The organism is Acinetobacter sp. B-6 (assembly GCF_056930735.1).
Genome location: NZ_JBXPBY010000003.1, coordinates 248,209 through 265,880, shown reverse-complemented (window position 1 = coordinate 265,880; position 17,672 = coordinate 248,209). Strand labels below are relative to the sequence as shown.

16 protein-coding genes are annotated in these 17,672 nt (G+C 36.6%); 7 read left to right on the top strand and 9 right to left on the bottom strand.

The genetic code is table 11. The features are described 5' to 3' along the window. Nucleotides 1-38: 38 nt before the first annotated feature. Nucleotides 39-956 carry a LysR family transcriptional regulator gene (locus AC1Z3T_RS05700; protein WP_100885206.1) on the top strand — a complete coding sequence of 306 codons (918 nt, stop codon included), beginning with the start codon at nt 39-41 and terminating at the stop codon, nt 954-956. Nucleotides 957-1,086: 130 nt separating this feature from the next. Here the strand turns inward: AC1Z3T_RS05700 and AC1Z3T_RS05695 are convergent, their stop codons facing one another. The 4 genes from AC1Z3T_RS05695 to AC1Z3T_RS05680 form a co-directional block, all read right to left on the bottom strand. Next, complete coding sequence (locus tag AC1Z3T_RS05695; RefSeq protein ID WP_100885205.1) at nt 1,087-2,994, bottom strand: lipase family alpha/beta hydrolase; 1,908 nt, start codon at nt 2,992-2,994, stop codon at nt 1,087-1,089. Between the two features lie 8 nt (nt 2,995-3,002). Continuing rightward, nucleotides 3,003-4,004, bottom strand: coding sequence for a T6SS immunity protein Tli4 family protein (locus AC1Z3T_RS05690; protein ID WP_483396533.1), 1,002 nt, complete (start codon nt 4,002-4,004; stop codon nt 3,003-3,005). Nucleotides 4,005-4,065: 61 nt separating this feature from the next. Beyond that, entirely contained in the window at nt 4,066-5,061 is a 996-nt protein-coding gene (locus AC1Z3T_RS05685; protein WP_483396532.1) for a T6SS immunity protein Tli4 family protein, read from the bottom strand. Then, nucleotides 5,054-7,792 (bottom strand): type VI secretion system Vgr family protein, encoded by a 2,739-nt coding sequence (locus AC1Z3T_RS05680; RefSeq protein ID WP_483396531.1) that lies wholly within the window; start codon nt 7,790-7,792, stop codon nt 5,054-5,056. Before AC1Z3T_RS05680 ends, AC1Z3T_RS05685 begins: the two co-directional genes overlap by 8 nt. 522 nt (nt 7,793-8,314) lie before the next feature. Between AC1Z3T_RS05680 and AC1Z3T_RS05675 the strand changes: the two genes are divergently transcribed. After that, nucleotides 8,315-9,076 (top strand): DUF805 domain-containing protein, encoded by a 762-nt coding sequence (locus AC1Z3T_RS05675; protein ID WP_042087029.1) that lies wholly within the window; start codon nt 8,315-8,317, stop codon nt 9,074-9,076. Between the two features lie 43 nt (nt 9,077-9,119). On the opposite strand, the gene AC1Z3T_RS05670 is transcribed toward AC1Z3T_RS05675, so the two are convergent. The 4 genes from AC1Z3T_RS05670 to AC1Z3T_RS05655 form a co-directional block, all read right to left on the bottom strand. Then, entirely contained in the window at nt 9,120-10,013 is an 894-nt protein-coding gene (locus AC1Z3T_RS05670; RefSeq protein WP_483396530.1) for a hypothetical protein, read from the bottom strand. Beyond that, entirely contained in the window at nt 10,013-11,080 is a 1,068-nt protein-coding gene (locus AC1Z3T_RS05665; protein ID WP_483396539.1) for a peptidogalycan biosysnthesis protein, read from the bottom strand. Before AC1Z3T_RS05665 ends, AC1Z3T_RS05670 begins: the two co-directional genes overlap by 1 nt. Nucleotides 11,081-11,102: 22 nt before the next feature. Beyond that, complete coding sequence (locus tag AC1Z3T_RS05660; protein WP_004830840.1) at nt 11,103-12,536, bottom strand: aspartate aminotransferase family protein; 1,434 nt, start codon at nt 12,534-12,536, stop codon at nt 11,103-11,105. 76 nt (nt 12,537-12,612) lie between these two features. Continuing rightward, nucleotides 12,613-13,368 carry a MipA/OmpV family protein gene (locus tag AC1Z3T_RS05655; RefSeq protein WP_288500133.1) on the bottom strand — a complete coding sequence of 252 codons (756 nt, stop codon included), beginning with the start codon at nt 13,366-13,368 and terminating at the stop codon, nt 12,613-12,615. Nucleotides 13,369-13,736: 368 nt separating this feature from the next. Here AC1Z3T_RS05655 and AC1Z3T_RS05650 point away from each other — a divergent pair, with 368 nt between their 5' ends. The 5 genes from AC1Z3T_RS05650 to AC1Z3T_RS05630 all read left to right on the top strand — a co-directional run bounded on the left by AC1Z3T_RS05650 (nt 13,737) and on the right by AC1Z3T_RS05630 (nt 17,390). Next, entirely contained in the window at nt 13,737-14,456 is a 720-nt protein-coding gene (locus AC1Z3T_RS05650; RefSeq protein WP_200026247.1) for an MtnX-like HAD-IB family phosphatase, read from the top strand. Then, nucleotides 14,453-15,343 (top strand): alpha/beta hydrolase, encoded by an 891-nt coding sequence (locus tag AC1Z3T_RS05645; protein ID WP_483396529.1) that lies wholly within the window; start codon nt 14,453-14,455, stop codon nt 15,341-15,343. Before AC1Z3T_RS05650 ends, AC1Z3T_RS05645 begins: the two co-directional genes overlap by 4 nt. Continuing rightward, nucleotides 15,340-15,699 carry an EamA family transporter gene (locus tag AC1Z3T_RS05640; RefSeq protein WP_004830845.1) on the top strand — a complete coding sequence of 120 codons (360 nt, stop codon included), beginning with the start codon at nt 15,340-15,342 and terminating at the stop codon, nt 15,697-15,699. The genes AC1Z3T_RS05645 and AC1Z3T_RS05640 overlap by 4 nt, the downstream gene beginning before the upstream one ends. After that, complete coding sequence (locus AC1Z3T_RS05635; RefSeq protein ID WP_004830846.1) at nt 15,696-16,094, top strand: DMT family transporter; 399 nt, start codon at nt 15,696-15,698, stop codon at nt 16,092-16,094. The genes AC1Z3T_RS05640 and AC1Z3T_RS05635 overlap by 4 nt, the downstream gene beginning before the upstream one ends. 93 nt (nt 16,095-16,187) lie before the next feature. After that, entirely contained in the window at nt 16,188-17,390 is a 1,203-nt protein-coding gene (locus AC1Z3T_RS05630; protein ID WP_483396528.1) for a DegT/DnrJ/EryC1/StrS family aminotransferase, read from the top strand. Nucleotides 17,391-17,504: 114 nt separating this feature from the next. Here the strand turns inward: AC1Z3T_RS05630 and AC1Z3T_RS05625 are convergent, their stop codons facing one another. Further along, entirely contained in the window at nt 17,505-17,612 is a 108-nt protein-coding gene (locus AC1Z3T_RS05625) for a DUF2474 domain-containing protein (protein WP_085944238.1), read from the bottom strand. Between the last annotated feature and the right edge of the window lie 60 nt (nt 17,613-17,672).

Below are 17,672 nucleotides of genomic sequence, written 5' to 3'. Positions count from 1 at the left end.
TTTATTATGAACCAAATGATTTAATTCAATATCAGACTATGAATATGATTCATAATAATACACATCTAGACCTATCAATTTTCAATCATGTTGATATTAATTTATATCCACTTTTTATCGCCATCTATGAGCAGAAAAGTATTTCTAAAGCGGCAAAAGTCTTGTTTATTACACAATCCGCTGCAAGTCATGCCTTACAAAGATTACGACAACATTTGCAAGATGATCTATTTGTACGCGTGGGCAGTAAAATGTTACCTACACCTTTTGCTGAACAGATCTATCCCACTGTGCAGAATGCATTATTTTCTTTTCAAGATATTTCTAAACAAAAACAAATGTTTGATCCAAATTCAATACAAACACTGAGGGTTGCTGTACATGATGAAATTGAACCGATAATTTTCCCCCGCTTAATTCAACATTTTCAGAAATTGAACTTAAGCATCCAATTTTTAAGTACGAAATTAGATCGTAAAAATGTTGTTGTAGATTTGGCTACACAGCAAGTGGATTTTGTGATTGATTTAGAACAAAACTATGGTGAAAAAATTAATTATCAAAACTTAGTACAAGATCAGTTTGTGATGTGTAGCCAACATAAGCAAATGAATCGTAAGCTTTATTTTTCATCACCGCATATTGGAGTGTCTTCACGCCGTACAGGTGTGCTCTTGGAAGATATATATTTGAATAAAGAACAGTATAATCGACAAATTTTTTTACGCTGTCAGCATTACTCAACTGCGCTGCAAGTTTTAGCACAATATCCTGAAGCGATTTTAACAATTCCAAAACAGATTTTGTCGCATCTGAATATTGAAGATTGTATTCATATTTTTGATATTCCAGTTGATTTACCTGTTTTAAATATGGGCATCTATTGGCATCAAGCTTTAAGTGAAAATTCTAGACATACTTTTTTAAGAGATGAAATTTTTAAAATTTTTACTTAGGCTATTTTAGTAATGAAAATTTTATATAAACATCATTAAGACTTAGCCCATACTCATTAAGTCATGATCTCGTTCATTTTAGTTATTCCATTATTTTTGGTCCTTAACATAAATTTAAAACTTAAATCATTCATGGATGTTGAGTTGTTTGCTTATTACATTGTTCAGCTTCAGCACCAAGCTTTAAAATATTCACAATATGTGCAATACAGTAGATGGTATTCAGTTGAACATGTTTATTTTCAAAGCTTTTTGAATGCTCATAGCCATTGATAATAAAAGTTTCTTTAGGACTTCTACCCTCTGCGCGCACATCTTGTCCAGATTGATAGCTCACCGTACCATCTCCTGCACAAGTCGGTTTTAAGTCCAAATAAAATGTCGCTTTATTGGTTTTTGAAATTTTAAATTTTTCATCCAATAAAATCTCTCTTACACCATCTTTTTTATATGCATTGTCTTGTAAATTATGCGCCTTGGTTCCATCTATTTTCACCGATTCGTTTTCATCAATTTGACTCGTCTCTGCTGCGTTAATATCTGTACGGTCTTTGATATTAGGGAATTCAATGATCTGTTTCTTGCCATATAAACTCATTAATTCAATCAGTTCTTCTTCACTCGTAATGTTCAGAACTTCTTTACAACGCCAAACCACCTGTCCAAATGCTTTATAACTTCCATCAGCAGCATAGTTCGCATAAGTATTGCTATGGTAAACATCTTTAATATGATCGTGTAATTCTTTAACTGTTTCGATATTTTTTATATAAACATCAAAAATACTATCATATCCCTCCTTATCAACTATTTTCGCAATCAAACCCGCAGGATCAATAAAATCAGGATTAATCATTGCCCACCAACAATCTTTACGTTGGTAAATATCAGTATAGAGGTCATTACTTTTTGGCAATGTTGCTGTGATTTCTCCTGTTGGTGTTTGAGCTTTAATAACCAACCATGCGCTTGGATTTTTCGGAAAATCGACACTGTTTGAATAGTTTGAAAAAGGTAATAACTCCAAACCACCTGGCGCACTTGCTAATGTTGCAGTCAAGCGTTCAGAGGTATCGCCAAACATAAATTTAGTTGCCCAAGCTAATGCACTATTGAGTAACCCTGTAGAAGCTTTCCATCCATCCCAACCCACAGTAAGGCGTTGATAGACTGCTGGTGCACCACTACCCGGCATTGCACCATGAACCACTCCTGCAATCTTATCTTTGACTTTATCATTTTGGATTAATGCACGAGTCACCAATCCACCCATAGAGTGGCTAACAATAATGAATTTCTTAAATTTTGCTGTCGGAAATTCTTTTTTCACTTGTGCCATGACTTCATTATTAAGCCGATCAGCAACTTCATCCGCTGACTTCATATTGGTCTGTAACCAATTATAGCCACAAGCAAACACTGGAAAGGCATAATCTGCCAACTCCTCATGTTGTGCCAAGTTTAATAAATCAATCGTATTTTGAGCAGACCAGTGATTGAGGTTTTTTTCAGTGTCTTGATTTGCATGTTGAACTATTTTTTCCCATTCCGCTGTACCATTAAACTTATCCTTTTCTTGATCTTTTAATTTTTTAAATGGACGATTTAACTGATTTTCCATATAAATCAACAAATCAGCATAACCAATAGTGATCACTGATCCCCAGCCTCGCGCTAAAGCAAGCTCTTGGGTAAGATACGGCAAATCCTTCTTATTGATTTTAACATTGCCGTCATACCCCACCTCAGTGGTTTTAGGATTTAATGCAATTTGTCGCGCGCGAGCATCGCGTTTACTGTACTGAATAATTGTACTCAGTGAAATTCTGGGATACCAAACCTCTTTATCATCAGACATACTCTTTATATTTGATCCCATAATGCCTGGAATAAAAATAATGGGGACCACATATTTAGAAGGTGCAAGAATTTCACACTCAGTTTTGACACTACTCGGAGTGGTTTGTGAAACATAGGATATCATTCCTGATTCGTATAGCGTTTCATATGGTTCATGGCTGTGTATATTGTTGGTCATTGTTATTCTCAAAATTTACGGATGGTTTTTAAAATTGATTCATAAAGTTTAATTGCATCGACCTGGTGTAAACTGCTACTTTCGGTCAACGGAGATGAACGTGCGGTATCTACCTCAAAGCTAATTAAAGGGTCTTGATTGTTATTGGCAGTACCTGTATGTTCCCACAACGCACTTATGCCATCTTTACCTTTCATTTTCTCCACTGAAATCCATTCTTGACCAGTTAAGTGAGTAGTCTGTTTTTCTCCTTTACGAATATTGCCTTTGTCTATTTGACGCTGACTTTGCCCTACCTCTTTTAATTTTTTTTCGATGCGTGGAATCATTGGTAGAACATATTCATCATTGGTTTCTGCTTCAAAACGTAACACAACTGTTGGATAGTTTTTAAATCTAAAACCAAGTTTTTGGATGCTATAACGATAGCGCTGAGTTTCATCTTTGATAAAACCTTGATAGATACATTGCCCTACTTCTTTGGGAACTTCATGTTCAGGGCGATAACGTAAATTTCGAACCAGATTTTGAAGAGCTTCATTACTTTTCTCAGTTCTTTTAGGAGAATCGCTATGTCCACCTTCAATCAAAAAAAGTGTATTTCTATCAAGTACAAATCCAAAAACATCATATGGTAGGTTTTTTTTGTCAGCTAATTTTCCTTTAAAAATCTTAGTTAATCGTCCGTCAATTATTTGTACTTCTGGATCCTCAAAAATTTTACGATTGCCTTTTGTATAATCATTTCTCCATTTTTGAACTGCCTTATCAAAATCCTGTCTCGTGGCTTTGCTTTGCGAGCTAATCGTAAATGAATCGTATTTATCATAACGTTCAAGTGGATTGGCTTCGGCTGGAATATCAACGACATAGCGCCCAATACAATAAGGTTTTTTTTTTTCTAAATTGATCATGTTATTTCCACTATTGTTTATTTCAGATTTTGCAGTAATGCAGCCTGCACTCATCAAGCAAGTGCTTAATAATAAAAAAAATAATATTTTGTTCATTGGTAGTCTCTTTTAACTTTATGTGATTGAGTGCTAGATTATTTTTTAAATATTGACATCCTTAAAATTTACGGATGGTTTTTAAAATTGATTCATAGAGTTTTAATGCATCGATCTGCTGTAAACTGCTACTTTGAGTCAGCGGGGAATCATATCCAGTGTCTACTTCAAAGCTAATTAAAGGGTCTTGATTGTTATTGGCAGCACCTGTATGTTCCCACAATGCACTTATGCCATCTTTACCTTTCATTTTTTCCACTGATATCCACTCTTGACCAGTTAAGTAACTAGTCTGTTTTTCTCCTTTACGAATATTGCCTTTGTCTATTTGACGCCGACTTTGCCCTACCTCTTTTAATTTCTTTTCGATGCGTGGAATCATTGGTAAAACATATTCATCATTGGTTTCTGCTTCAAAACGTAACACAACTGTAGGATAGTTTTTAAAATCAAATGCTAGAGTCTGAATGCTATAACGATAGCGTTGTATCTCATCTTTGATAAAACCTTTATAGATACATTGCCCTTCTTCTTTGGGAACTTCATGTTCAGGACGATAACGTAAATTTCGAACCAGATTTTGAAGAGCTTCATTACTTTCGGCTGTCCACTGTGGTGTATCACTGTGCATACCTTCAATCAAAAAAAGTGTATTTCTATCAAGTACAAATCCAAACACTGTAAAAGGATGCCCTTCATTCTTAGACTTTTTCCCTTTAATGATTTTAGTTAATCGATCATCTACGATTTGTTCTTTTGGGTCATCTGTTATAAACCAACCGTATTCAGAGTATTGCTTTCTGACTCGTTGAATAGCGTCATCAAAATCCTGTCTCGTGGCTTTGCTTTGCGAGCTAATCGTAAATGAATCATATTTATCATAACGTTCAAGTGGATTGGCTTCGGCTGGAATATCAACGACATAGCGCCCAATACAATAAGGTTTTGTTTGATCTAAATTAAGTATATTGGCATTACTATCATTGGCGACAGAATTGGCACATATACTGTGTGCTTGGATAATCATAAAAGTCATTAAAATACACTGTTTAATCATCGACATATCCAAGTAATGTAACCTTGGCTTTGGTCATGGCAAGCGAGGTCACTAGATCAGTTTTACCTTCCGCATCTGTAATACCTTCAATGATTTTTCCATTTTCAGTTTTGATTTTATACTTCATATTCGGCATTGCTTTACCTGCCTTATTTCGTAACACAAAAAATTCATCATAGTCCACTTGTAGTTTAGGCATCGCTGTTAAATCAGTATTTAAAGTATCTCCTGGCATGGTTTTGATTTGACCAGCTTTTAACGACAAAGTGCCAGGACAAACAATATCAATATTCCCGCCCTCCATTTTGAAGAAACTGCCGCCAGATGCGATCAATATCCCTTTACCACTTTCGATTTTGACAAAATCATTTACCGAATACAGATGCATGAGTTCTTCTGAGGCAATTTTTAAACGATCTGCTTGCGATTCAATTTCTACAGGACCTTGCCCAGCTTTAATTTTGATCCCAGCAGTTTTAGCAAAGAGTGAAATCTTATCTAAAACATTTGCTAAAAATCCCCGACCAGAAAATATTTGAACATTACGTTCAGTGCTTAAATCTATATTTTCTTTGGCTTGCGCAATAATTCCTTGATCTGCATCTAAAATCAGCGACTCTTTGGCATCAATCGCGATATAAGGTGTTGAATTTGATTCGTTCCATTGAGGTAAATTTGTTTTAATTGTTTCTTGCAAGCTAAGTTCTGGTTCAGTTGTTTGATGTTTATACGTTGCCGTTTGAATCGCTTTATTTATTGCTAAAAATTTTTCGATATTCTGTTGCAACTGATGATGATCGAGTTGCTTTCCTAAAGCATTCTCAGCTTCTTCTGTGGTAATCAAGATACCTTTGGGTGCACGCATTGCCCCCCACTGATCTGTCCTTAACTCAAAACCCTCTCCACGACCTTCACTCTCTGCGCTTTCTTTAGGGTGACTTAAATTGCCCAAATTCAGTTGACTCGCGCCATGACTCGATTGTAATTGTGTGCTTATTTGTGTAGTCGTATCATCAAACCTGAGTTGCCCAAAGCCCTCCCCAGCGACCTCTTTTGAGCGGATACCACTGAGCTTTTTGGTGTCAGGTAGTTTGCCTTTGATATCGAACTGGGTTGGATTTCGATGTCCTTCATGAATCCGTCCAGTAATAAATGGACGATCAAGGTTTCCCTCAAAGAAATCTACCGCGACAATCTCTCCGACACGCGGGAGAAATCTTGCGCCATAACCTTCACCCGCCCAAGGGGTAAGCACATCCACCCATGCAGAGTCCGTGTCATTATCATTAGCTCCTGCACCGCCATCATGAGCATGGTCTTCTGTTCGGGTAAACAAGAAACGAATTTTGATTCGCCCCCATTCATCGACATAGATTTCTTCACCATCCCCCACCACAATGGCACGTAGAACATATGCAGTTGGACGATGTGTTAATGGATGATATTCAGGCACAACTGCAATATGCCGTCGTACCAAAGTTAATTCGTTGCCTTGACGCTCTTGTTGACGGTCTTTAGTCGTTTGCCAATGACTCAGGGTGAGGAGTTTTTCAATTTGATCTTGAATGTCTTTGGGAAAATTGTTCTGATTATAAAAATGCTTACTTAATATCAGCATCTCATTGTTTTCGCCATGATTCCTATCCAGCTCTGGATGACCTGTTAACTTAAACCAATAGCCGACCTGTATATCACGTACACTACTCTGTGCCTTAAAATATTTGGCTTGCAAAGCTTGGTATTGATTTAGTTGGGTACTCAACTTCTCTAGTTGATGATTGCCTGATGTTGTGGCTTGATCTTCACCTTTAAGATCACGAATCCAAGCAGGAGATATACTCCACGCTTGTTCTAAACTTAAACTTTCATTGTCTCTATTTGTACTGTGTTTATGTGCACTCAGAATAGAACCACTGCCATCTTCCTGCACTAAACTGTCTGCTTGCCACCGTTGTACATGGATTGCTGTTGACTGTAAATTGCGTTCAGCAATCAAACTGGTGATACTGTCATAAGCTTCAGTCGCATTTGATCGATGATAGCGAATGTTGCGACGTTCAAGTGCCTTAAACTGATCATTGTGATCAATTAATCTAAGTTTTTGTGGTTCAATACTTTGATTGTTGTTTAAAGCAATAAAATCAGATTCATCAATCAGCCAATTAATTGATTCCTCGCGTAAAATCCGAGTCAAATATGTGTGATCAGATTCGTTAAGTTGCATAGAAAACGGGCGTACATCATAGCTCTTGCTGAGAGCACTCAGGTCCAGTTTTAAACTGGATGCAAACAAAGCACTTTTAGAGACCCATTCGTTGAAAATTATTTCAAAAATTTCAGGAACACTTTTATCTAAAAACACCCGACTATTATGACGCTTATGCCATAAGCTTGTTGCGTCTTGCAGGGTCAAGCGATAAAGCGTAAAAGCTCCATCACTCTGACCTTGTGAAGCGCCTGTAATCATTCCTGTAGTTCTAAATAGCTTGCCTGAATCTGTGACTTGATCTACAGAGACTTGGCAACCGATAAACTGTTTAAGTTCAATAAATGGATTGAGAGACAGGCAAATCAGTTCTGCTGATAATCCTTCATTGATGGCATGAAAACCATCAATTCGTTGTAACATCACTTGTGCACTGAGTTCCAAGTTTGAAAATTGAACACTAATTGCGCGTTTTTGTGTCCCATATCCCATTTTATCTAGAATAGTAAAAATATTATTCAACATTATTATGACCTTATTTTTAATGTAGAAAAACTTAACACAAAATTTAAATTAGCTCAAACAATAATGATAGTTATTATTGATTATCGTTGTTGGTGCACAAAAACACCCATTTAAACTATTGATTTAAATAATAAAAAAAACTAAAAAAACAAAATTTTATGTTTTAAACATATGTACTTAATTATTATAATTAAGTACATAGTGGTCGCTGCTTTGCAGCCACTTTAGAGAATATAAAAACGATCTATCAAAAATTATTTTTTTTACGGTACAGTTTTATCTGTACACGTTTTATTGTTGAGAATGTGCATCTTTAATTAATTTGAATTCGCCAGATTAAAAATCTAAGTATTTTTAGTCATTTATCCAGTTTAATACGATTAATATTATATCTAAAATGCTTAGGCTATTTAGATCAACATGATTGGCATTGCTTATTTACCCTTGTTTATATTTTTGTTTTTGACTAAAATAGCGCCGAAAATTTAAACATTCTTAATAAAAACAACGTATAGGAAACTTATGAATCCTCTTGAAACTCAGACTTCAATGTCTCAACCCCACCCTGCTTCGTTTACCCCCAATAAAGATAACCCATTTTCACCTAAAGGGCGTTTTGGTCGCCTGTCTTATCTTGCTTGGTTATTTATTATCAGTATGCTCTATACATGTGTACTGTTTATTATTGCTGGTATTGCTGTTGTCGCGCTCATGCAAACTGGAAGTCAGAATCCTGCTGCTTTATTGCAGTCTGGCTTAGGCTATTTTGTTATTTTCCTCGCTGTTGTTGTCGTTATTGCTTTTACCGTAGTCAATATTTGTATCGCGATCCGACGTATCCATGACTTAAATAAAAGCGGCTGGCTATGGTTGTTATTTTTAATTCCTCTCGTGAATATTTTCTTTGGTATATATGTGATGTGCGCCAAAGGTACTGAGGGCAATAATAACTATGGTCCGCAACGACAAACCGAACAAACAGAAAAGTTACTTGGTAGCTTATATGCTGTTTTCTTAGCTATTTTTATTGTGGCATATGGTTCGATTGCAGTATGGATGATTTCAATGCAAGGCAGCATGCCACAAAGCATGGATAGTATGGAAATGACTGAGCATGATACGTCTAACTTAGAACAAGAACTTGCGCAAGCAGCTCAAGAGCTTGAACAAACAAGTGATGAGATCGAACAATCAGCACATGATTCTGAACAAAGCACTGAAGCAGCAAATCAAACTGAAAATGAAGATACTCATTCCAACACACAAGAAGTCAATCAAAGATAATGCTTCCTGAGTATTTAAAAGAGGTCTAATCAAGACCTCTTTTTTATGGTTCATGACACCAAGCTTGATCAATATATTCAAGCAATCTTTGATTCAATACCTGTTGATGTATTTGCCATTGGCTAATCTCCAACTGACTCGGTTCACGCTGACCATCGGACTCACTCAAAAATCTTTTAAAACGGTTTTGATAATGAAAAGCAGAAACATCGCCTGTGATATCAGCACCAATTAAATTGTCTTTACATGCTTGAATCAAATTTAGTAAATGCGCTTCTAAAAAGTGCCCTTGATCCCAATTGGTCATCACCACATCTTTAGAAAGGACATCTTTGTCTATGGATAAATAAATAGGTAGATGAATATTTTGCAACTCAGCCAAAAAATCTAACATCAGTTGCTCTACTTCAACATAGCCATGCCATGATGAACCCGCTCCGATCCATTTGGTCCACTTTGCGTTTTGCTGAATACTCCAATAATGCAATTTGCCTTTGAACAAAGGTGACCAATGATTTTCCCAAGCATGTTTCAAACTAATATCGTCTGAACTGATACCAATCACATCAATACGAGCAATTTGAGTTAAGCGACTTGCCCAATACACCCACGAACCACAATGTATGCCAAACGGATAGCGCATATTATCAGGATGGTTGTCACAGACAATTAAATGGATCTTTTTATACGGATCAAAACGCTGCAAAAGAAGCTGGGTAAGATGATGATAATCACCACTGCCTAAAAGCACACAGCCAAGTTGGTTAGTGTGTGGTAAATGTTCTGCTAGACTTTTTTCAAGCTGTTCAAATTGTTTCCATCGGCATCCAAACCGAATCTGTTCTTGCCAACAAGCGAGATCTATATTTTTGGCTGCAACAGGAATACCCGCAGAATCATCAAAATTTAGAACAACATGTTGTCGATGATTACTCATTATTTTGACTCCTGTATGCTGTCATGCCAATGTGCATCAGCCTCAAATAAATGGCGTAATTTTTTTAGAACAAATCTTAAAACAGGTTGCTTAATCCAAACCAGGTGGCGTGTAAACGTAAATTGAGCACCTAACTGTGCCTTTACTTCAGGGTCGGTCCAACCCGCAATATAAAATTTTAAATGGTGTTGTTTAGCATAATCTAAATTGACAAACCAACTGATAAAATACAGATTATATTCAATAGCCAAGGGATAGTTTAAACCAATATATTTATCGACAAGATTACCTTGGTACTCAAAACAAATATTATATCCAACTAAAATTTCGTCTTTCCAATATAAAAAAACTTTGCCAGCACTTTGTCCATCTTGTAAAAGATCATCAAAAAACTCAGCTGTTAATAAGTCAAAATGTATTTCACTCTGGTAATACACATTTAAAAAAAGTGTATATAACTGAGCTCTAAAAGCATGATCGAGAAATTGCACTGCACCTGTATTAAGGATCTCAACGCGTAAAACATCTAAACTTTTTAATTTACGTTTTAAGTTTTTACGGCGACTTTTGGAAAGCTTTGACAAATAATGCTCTCGGTCATCAAAATCAATAGGAACATAAGCCAAAGCCTGCCCCTCAATTGCTAGAAAACCGACACGCTCAGCGGCTTCAATAAAAGAATGACTATAGGTATTTTCCTCAATACTCAACAACGGAGAATTTATAGGTAAATCTTTGATTATAGTTAAACTCTGATTTTTGACATAAGTTTTTAACTTTTTTACGAAATGATCGATCTGCAAATGGCTCGTTAAAGGTGTATATTCGGTAACAGTCGTGCCAATAAAACATGTTTTTAGATGCAATAACCGACCCCAATATTGATAACCAAACGCTGATTCGATCTTCTTCTTTACAGGAATATCTAATGTGGTCAGCAGATTAAAGTCCGTAATAAACAATGGTAAAAAATCTTCTGTATGGTGTATTTCAAACATTTCAGGTGGATGCTGTATAAAAGCATCCACCAATGATTGAGGTTCCAGTTGATTAAGGTCGGTTTGCATTGTCATTATTGAACCTAATGAATTACATCTCTTTTTTAGCACGCACTAACAGTTGCTCCAAAAGCACCATGGCTTGATCTATTTCTGCACGAGATATTTCTAAGTTAGGTGCAAATGTAATGACGTTTTTATAGTAGCCACCCACATCTAAGACCAGACCACATTTCTCGCCTTGATACTCCAAAGTACCCGAAAGACCAATATCTACCATCTTATCCAATAATGCTTTATTCGGTGTAAAGCCATCTGCTTGGCAAATTTCTGCACGTAATGCTAAACCTAAACCATCCACATCCCCAATCTCAGGATGACGCTTCTGTAGTTCTTTTAAGCCTTCAAGAAAATATGCTCCACTTTCCATGATTTGTTTTTCATAATCTTTCTCAGCCAACATTTTCATCACTTCAAGACCCACCGCAGTACCTAATGGATTTGATGCAAAAGTAGAATGTGTGGAGCCCACAGGGAAAACTTCTGGGTTAATCATTTCTTCTTTCGCCCAAACGCCTGCAAGCGGATTTAGACCATTGGTTAACGCTTTACCAAAAACCAATACATCTGGAGTGATACCAAAATGTTCAAATGACCATAACTTACCAGTTCGATAGAAGCCCATTTGAATTTCATCTACCACCAATAAAATGCCATGCTCATCTAGAACTTTTTTCAACTCAGGATAAAAATTCATGGGTGGAATGACATAACCGCCTGTCCCTTGAATGGTCTCAATATAGAATGCAGCGAATTCACTTTCACGAACTTTTGGATCCCAAACACCATGATATTCATTTTCAAATAAGCGTTTAAACTCAGCAACAAGCTTTACTGCATATTCTTCAGCAGTCATACCTTTTGGACGTCTAAATGGATAAGGGAATGGAATAAATTGTGCGCGTTCACCAAAATGACCATAACGACGGCGATAGCGATAACTAGAGGTAATTGAAGAAGCTCCTAATGTACGACCATGATAGCCACCTTCAAATGCAAACATGCGACTTTTGCCATGACAAAAATTACGCACCAATTTCAAAGAGTCTTCAATAGACTGAGAACCACCGACATTATAGTGAATTCGCCCTTTAACCCCTGTTTTTTTCAACATGTCCTCAGCAATTACCTTACTCAACTCAATTTTAGTCGGGTGCAAATATTGGCTGGCAATTTGAGGTAAAGTTTGAATTTGCTGAATCAGTGCTTGATCTAAACGTGGATTTTTATAACCGAAATTAACCGCAGAGTACCACATCTGAAGATCAAGAAATGGCGTGCCTTGATCATTATAAACATAGCTACCTTTGCAATCTGTGAAAATATTCGGGGGATTAACATAATGAACTGTATCACCATAAGAACAATATTTTGCTTCATCTGCCAAAAGTTGAGCTTCATCTATTGGCTCACGTTTAGGCATAGATTGACCTTCTGAAAAAAGATGGTTCTCTTTGATATTCATGTTGTTACCTTTTTTAAGCTTTTAATTTATCCAGTTTTGTGTTGCAACAAAATCTGAGTTGAAGGATCGTAAGCAATCAAAACTTATATTTGATGCCTATGGAGGGATAGAAATCTGTATGTCTGTCAATCATTGGACTATTGCTTTGTTGCTTTGATAGAAAGTCGACATTTAACGTGCCAAAAGCACTCCAGTGTTTTGAAAATTCATAATCGGTCGCTAGACTCATATATGGGTGAATACTAGAACTGGGTTGATATGTTGCAATTCCTGTACGCTGTGTTTCTTCAGGTGTTACGCCAAAGTAATATTGGTTATATTTAGCATCATTCCATTGCAGACCTATTTCAGGATAGAACGACCATTTCCCTTTTGTGATTTCTGCTACATAAGATGCTGTTGCCACTGTGCCTTTACTCCGAGAAAGTACATCAGTACCAATTTGAGCTTTAAAACCACCAAAAGGCGTAATTCTCATATAACTGCCCCCTGCCATCACTGACCATTTACGGCGCTCAAGTCCAGCCAATACACCACTGGGATCATAACTATTGCCATCATAAGCAGCGTTGAGACGCAGTTCATTGTGCTCATCATTGAGCAGATAAATACCTGCTTCGTCGCCTTCAAGATAGAATCGACCATTATCATAGAACCCTGTAGGAAGTACGCTCTGATAAGTTCGTTTCCCTTTATAGGGTTGATAATCAATCGTGTAATTTGCACCAATGCTTAAAGCAGGTTGCTGAGCATCATTTGCATATACACAAGATGCGCTAAGCAGAACACCGATAAGCGGTGTAATTTTCACAATTTTTAAATGATCATTCATAACTGGGTCCATTCAACGCATTTTCGCAATGATTAAAAAAGATCAAATTGCTCAATCAGCGATGTGCGCTCAATATGGATTTGCTTTCTTATGCGAAACTTAAAAAAAAGTAAAATTCCATTAACATTGTTTTGTTTTGTTATTCCAAACTTAATTTAAGCAAAATTATGAATTTTAAAATCAAGTTATTTAAAACTAAAAATTAATATATTATTGTTTTTTATACTATTTATTAATTTCATTGAATTACACTTAATTACAATAAGCCTATGTCATGTTGCTGCCATCAGTTTTGCATAAGATTGAATTAAGAATCCAAATCTAATTTATCTGACAAGTTTAATAAAATAACACTGGTAAAACTGATTATGTTTTTGATTAATCCTCAACAAAATACGAGCTCACAAAACCTTTGGCATATTTTATGTGATTTTGATGGGACAATTAGTTTAACAGATACCACAGACCAGCTTCTTGAAACCTTTGCCCTAGCAGGTTGGCAGGATATTGAGAAACAATGGGAACAAGGATTAATTGGTTCAAAACAATGCATGCAACAGCAAATCGCCTTGTTACATATGGATCAACAAGCGTTGTATCAGTGTTTAGATCAAATCGAAATTGATCAGGGTTTTTTAGATTTGGTCCAACTGACGAGTTTACATAAAATTCCATTGACTATAGTGAGTGATGGACTAGATCTTGTCATCCGCTATATTCTATCTAAGTATAATCTGGCGCATCTACCGATCATCGCGAATCACTTGCTACAAGTGAATGAACATCAATGGCGACTAGAGTTTCCAAATACCAACATGGCATGTAAAAGTGCCAGTGGAACCTGTAAATGCAAAATCGCCCAGAATCATCATCAAGAACATATTATTTTAATTGGAGATGGTCGTTCGGATTTTTGTCTTGCTGAAACGGCAGATTATGTCTTTGCAAAAAAATCATTGATTCAACATTGCAGAGAAAAGCAAATTTTACATACCCCTTTTAAAAAAATCACAGAGATTCACCAACCTTTAGAAAAGTTACTTAAAAGTGATTTTGAACTTAATTCTACAGTCATGGTGATCGCATGATTAAAGATCACTCATTCTTTATCCAAGGCAATCGTACAGGTGTTTTATTCATCCACGGTTTAACAGGAACACCAAATGAAATGCGTAGTATCGCTAAACCCTGCCAACAAAAGGGCTATAGTGTTTTGGCAGCGCAATTGGCAGGACATTGTGGAACAATGGAGGACTTGGTTGCGACCCAATGGGAAGATTGGTATGCCAGTGTTTGTGCGGCAGCAGATCAATTAAAACAACATACTGATGAAATTTTTGTGGTTGGGCTCTCTATGGGCTCATTGCTGGCTTTGAAATATGCTTCAGAACATACGGTCGCTGGCGTCGTGTGCTATAGCCCAACGTTTAAATTTGATGGTTGGAGTATTCCACAATGGTCTAAAATCCTAGCTCCAATTGTATTACCTGTAGTTTCTCATTTAAATATTTTTAAAGACCGCGCGTTCGATGAAACTGAACCTTATGGTATTAAGAATGTGCAATTGCGTACACGCATTGTTGAAGCTATGAAAAGTAATGACAGTAGTAAAGCTGGCTTACCTGGCAATCCTTGGCATTCGCTTTATCAAATGCAACGTTTATCCAGAAATGTACGTCTGAGTTTAAGTAAAATCACCGCACCGACTTTATGTTTTCATGCATTTAATGATGATATTGCGGATAAAAAAAATAGTCAGCTGATCTATGATAAAGTCTCTGGTCATAAACAATTGATATGGTTATACGAAAGTTATCATATGATTACGATTGATAATGATCGAAAACAAGTCATCGAAGAGTCCCTTAACTTTATCCAGCGTCATCGCCAATCTTTTTCCAACGTCAATGTTACACAGCAATCATCAACCGGAAATTCTTTATCTTTCCACACTCAACAAGGTGAGCTTGCGTGAATTTAACAGTTATTGTCGTTTGGATAATCACGATTGTGATAGATACAATTGGACAATTGGCATTTAAAGCAGCAGCATCGGAAAATCCTCACCATCATGGCATCGCACATTGGAAAGCCATGGCAATTCGACCTTGGATCTGGATTGGAATCACGAGTTATATTATTGAATTTATTACTTGGTTGGTTTTTCTATCGCTGGTTCCCTTATCTGATGGTGTGATGCTAGGCAGTATCAATATTGTGGTCATACTGATTGCTGGACGCTTATTTTTTAATGAAAAACTAACACCGAACCGACTGATTGGAGTGATCTTAATCAGTTTAGGCGTTACAGTTGTAGGATTGGGGACATGAGATTATTTTATATCGTGGGTTTTATCGTACTGATGTCTTTTGATACCTTAGCCCAAATCAGTTTTAAATATGCATCTATTCATGCAATGCCACTGACTTATGATATTGCTTGGTTAAGTAGAATTTTAACGCACTATTGGATTTATGGTGCGATTCTTGGTTATATCGGGGCTTTTTTCACATGGATGACTTTGCTTAAACATGCACCTGTCGGTCCAGCCTTTGCGGCATCGCATCTCGAACTGATTAGTGTCACCATCCTCTCAATTTGGTTATTCAATGAGCCTTTAACATTGAGTAAAGTGATCGGCGCAATATTTATCTTAGCTGGTGTGCTTTTTCTCGCCAAAGATGAATCTCAGCAAGATACTTCACTTTCCGTTGCACCAAAGTAAAGCAACGCTGCAAATCACAAAGTATAGAAAACAAGGTTAATCATCAATCGATTTTGACACACTTGATCAATATGGTTCACACGATATTTGAGTATGAAAAAAGAAATCCCACCGACCAATGGTCTAACAGTCGAGTTAAGCGATCTTTTCAGTTTTAATTCTTCTATGGATTTAGCCACCCAGTTAAGCCAACTACTCAACATTCCAAAACCTGCATTAACTTGTTCTGGCACCGTTGCACTTATGCTTGCCTTACAGACATTACAAAAAATTCAGCCAAACCGTCTGCAGGTGATCATACCCGCATGGACTTGCCCTTTAGTTGCTCTAGCTATTGAGAAAATTGGTTTAACCCCGATTCTATGTGATGTGGAACAAGCCAATTTAAACTTGGATCTTTGCCAATTACAACGACTCACCAATACCAATACATTGGCAATTGTTGTCACACATTTTGCAGGCTTAGTCTATGACTTTAGCTTAGTTCAAGAAATAGCCCAACACTATCAAACCTTTATTATCGAAGATGCAGCTCAATCTATGGGTGCAACTATTTCTCAACAAAGCGTAGGCTTGATCGGAGATATCGCATTTTTTAGTATGGCGTTTGGTAAAGGCTTAAGCAGTGCTGAAGGTGGTGTGCTATTTAGCAGGCACATAGATCTCCACCAAGATTTGATCAACAATGCAAAAAAATTACCAGTTCTTTGGTATTGGGAAATAAAACGCTGTTTGGAACTAATTGGTTATAGTTTTTTTTATCAGCCCACTGCATTGACATGGTTATATGGGAATCCTTTGCGTAAGGCATTAAACAATCACGATGAAATTGCTGCTGTCGGAGATGACTTTGATCTAAACAGTATCCCTGTCCACCAATTGGGAAAATGGCGAAGTCAGGTAGCCATGCGTGCCAGCAAACGTCTGCCCGTACATTGGCAACAAGCCCGTACACGCGCAAAAAAACGCATTGCACAATTACAACTCTTACCAAATTTACACGTATTTGATGAATCAGAAAATACCCTCGCTACCTTTCCATTTCTTATTTGCTATGTGGAAAATAAAGTATTCACTCAAAAAATATTAGATCAACTTTGGAAAGAAGGATTAGGAATAACCCAGCTTTTTGTACGTTCAATTTCTCACTACCCTGCTTTATCACATATTCAAGCTGATACACCAAATGCGATACAGTTTGCAGCACAAAGTTTTACCATCAGCAATTCCGTCTGGTTAGATGACCAGCATTTTCAAAAAATCTTTAAAGTTTTAGAATGCGTTCTTACAGCATAGAACAGTCTGATAGGACTAACTGTTTTAAAGTTAAAAATCAATTTTAAATATTTCTATTTTCAATAAAAAATGAGGAATAAATTCCTCATTTTGATTTGTTCTAAAAATTAAAATTTAATATGCCCATTGAATCAACATTCTAAAAAAACCTGCAATGATAGCTAACGTTAAAAAACCACCAAGCCATAACAAAATAAACCACTGTGTTTGAGAAAGTTTCAAAATTCACGACCTCGCTACTGACAATGTATCTGGTTTCAATCGACCCAACGATCAATTTAA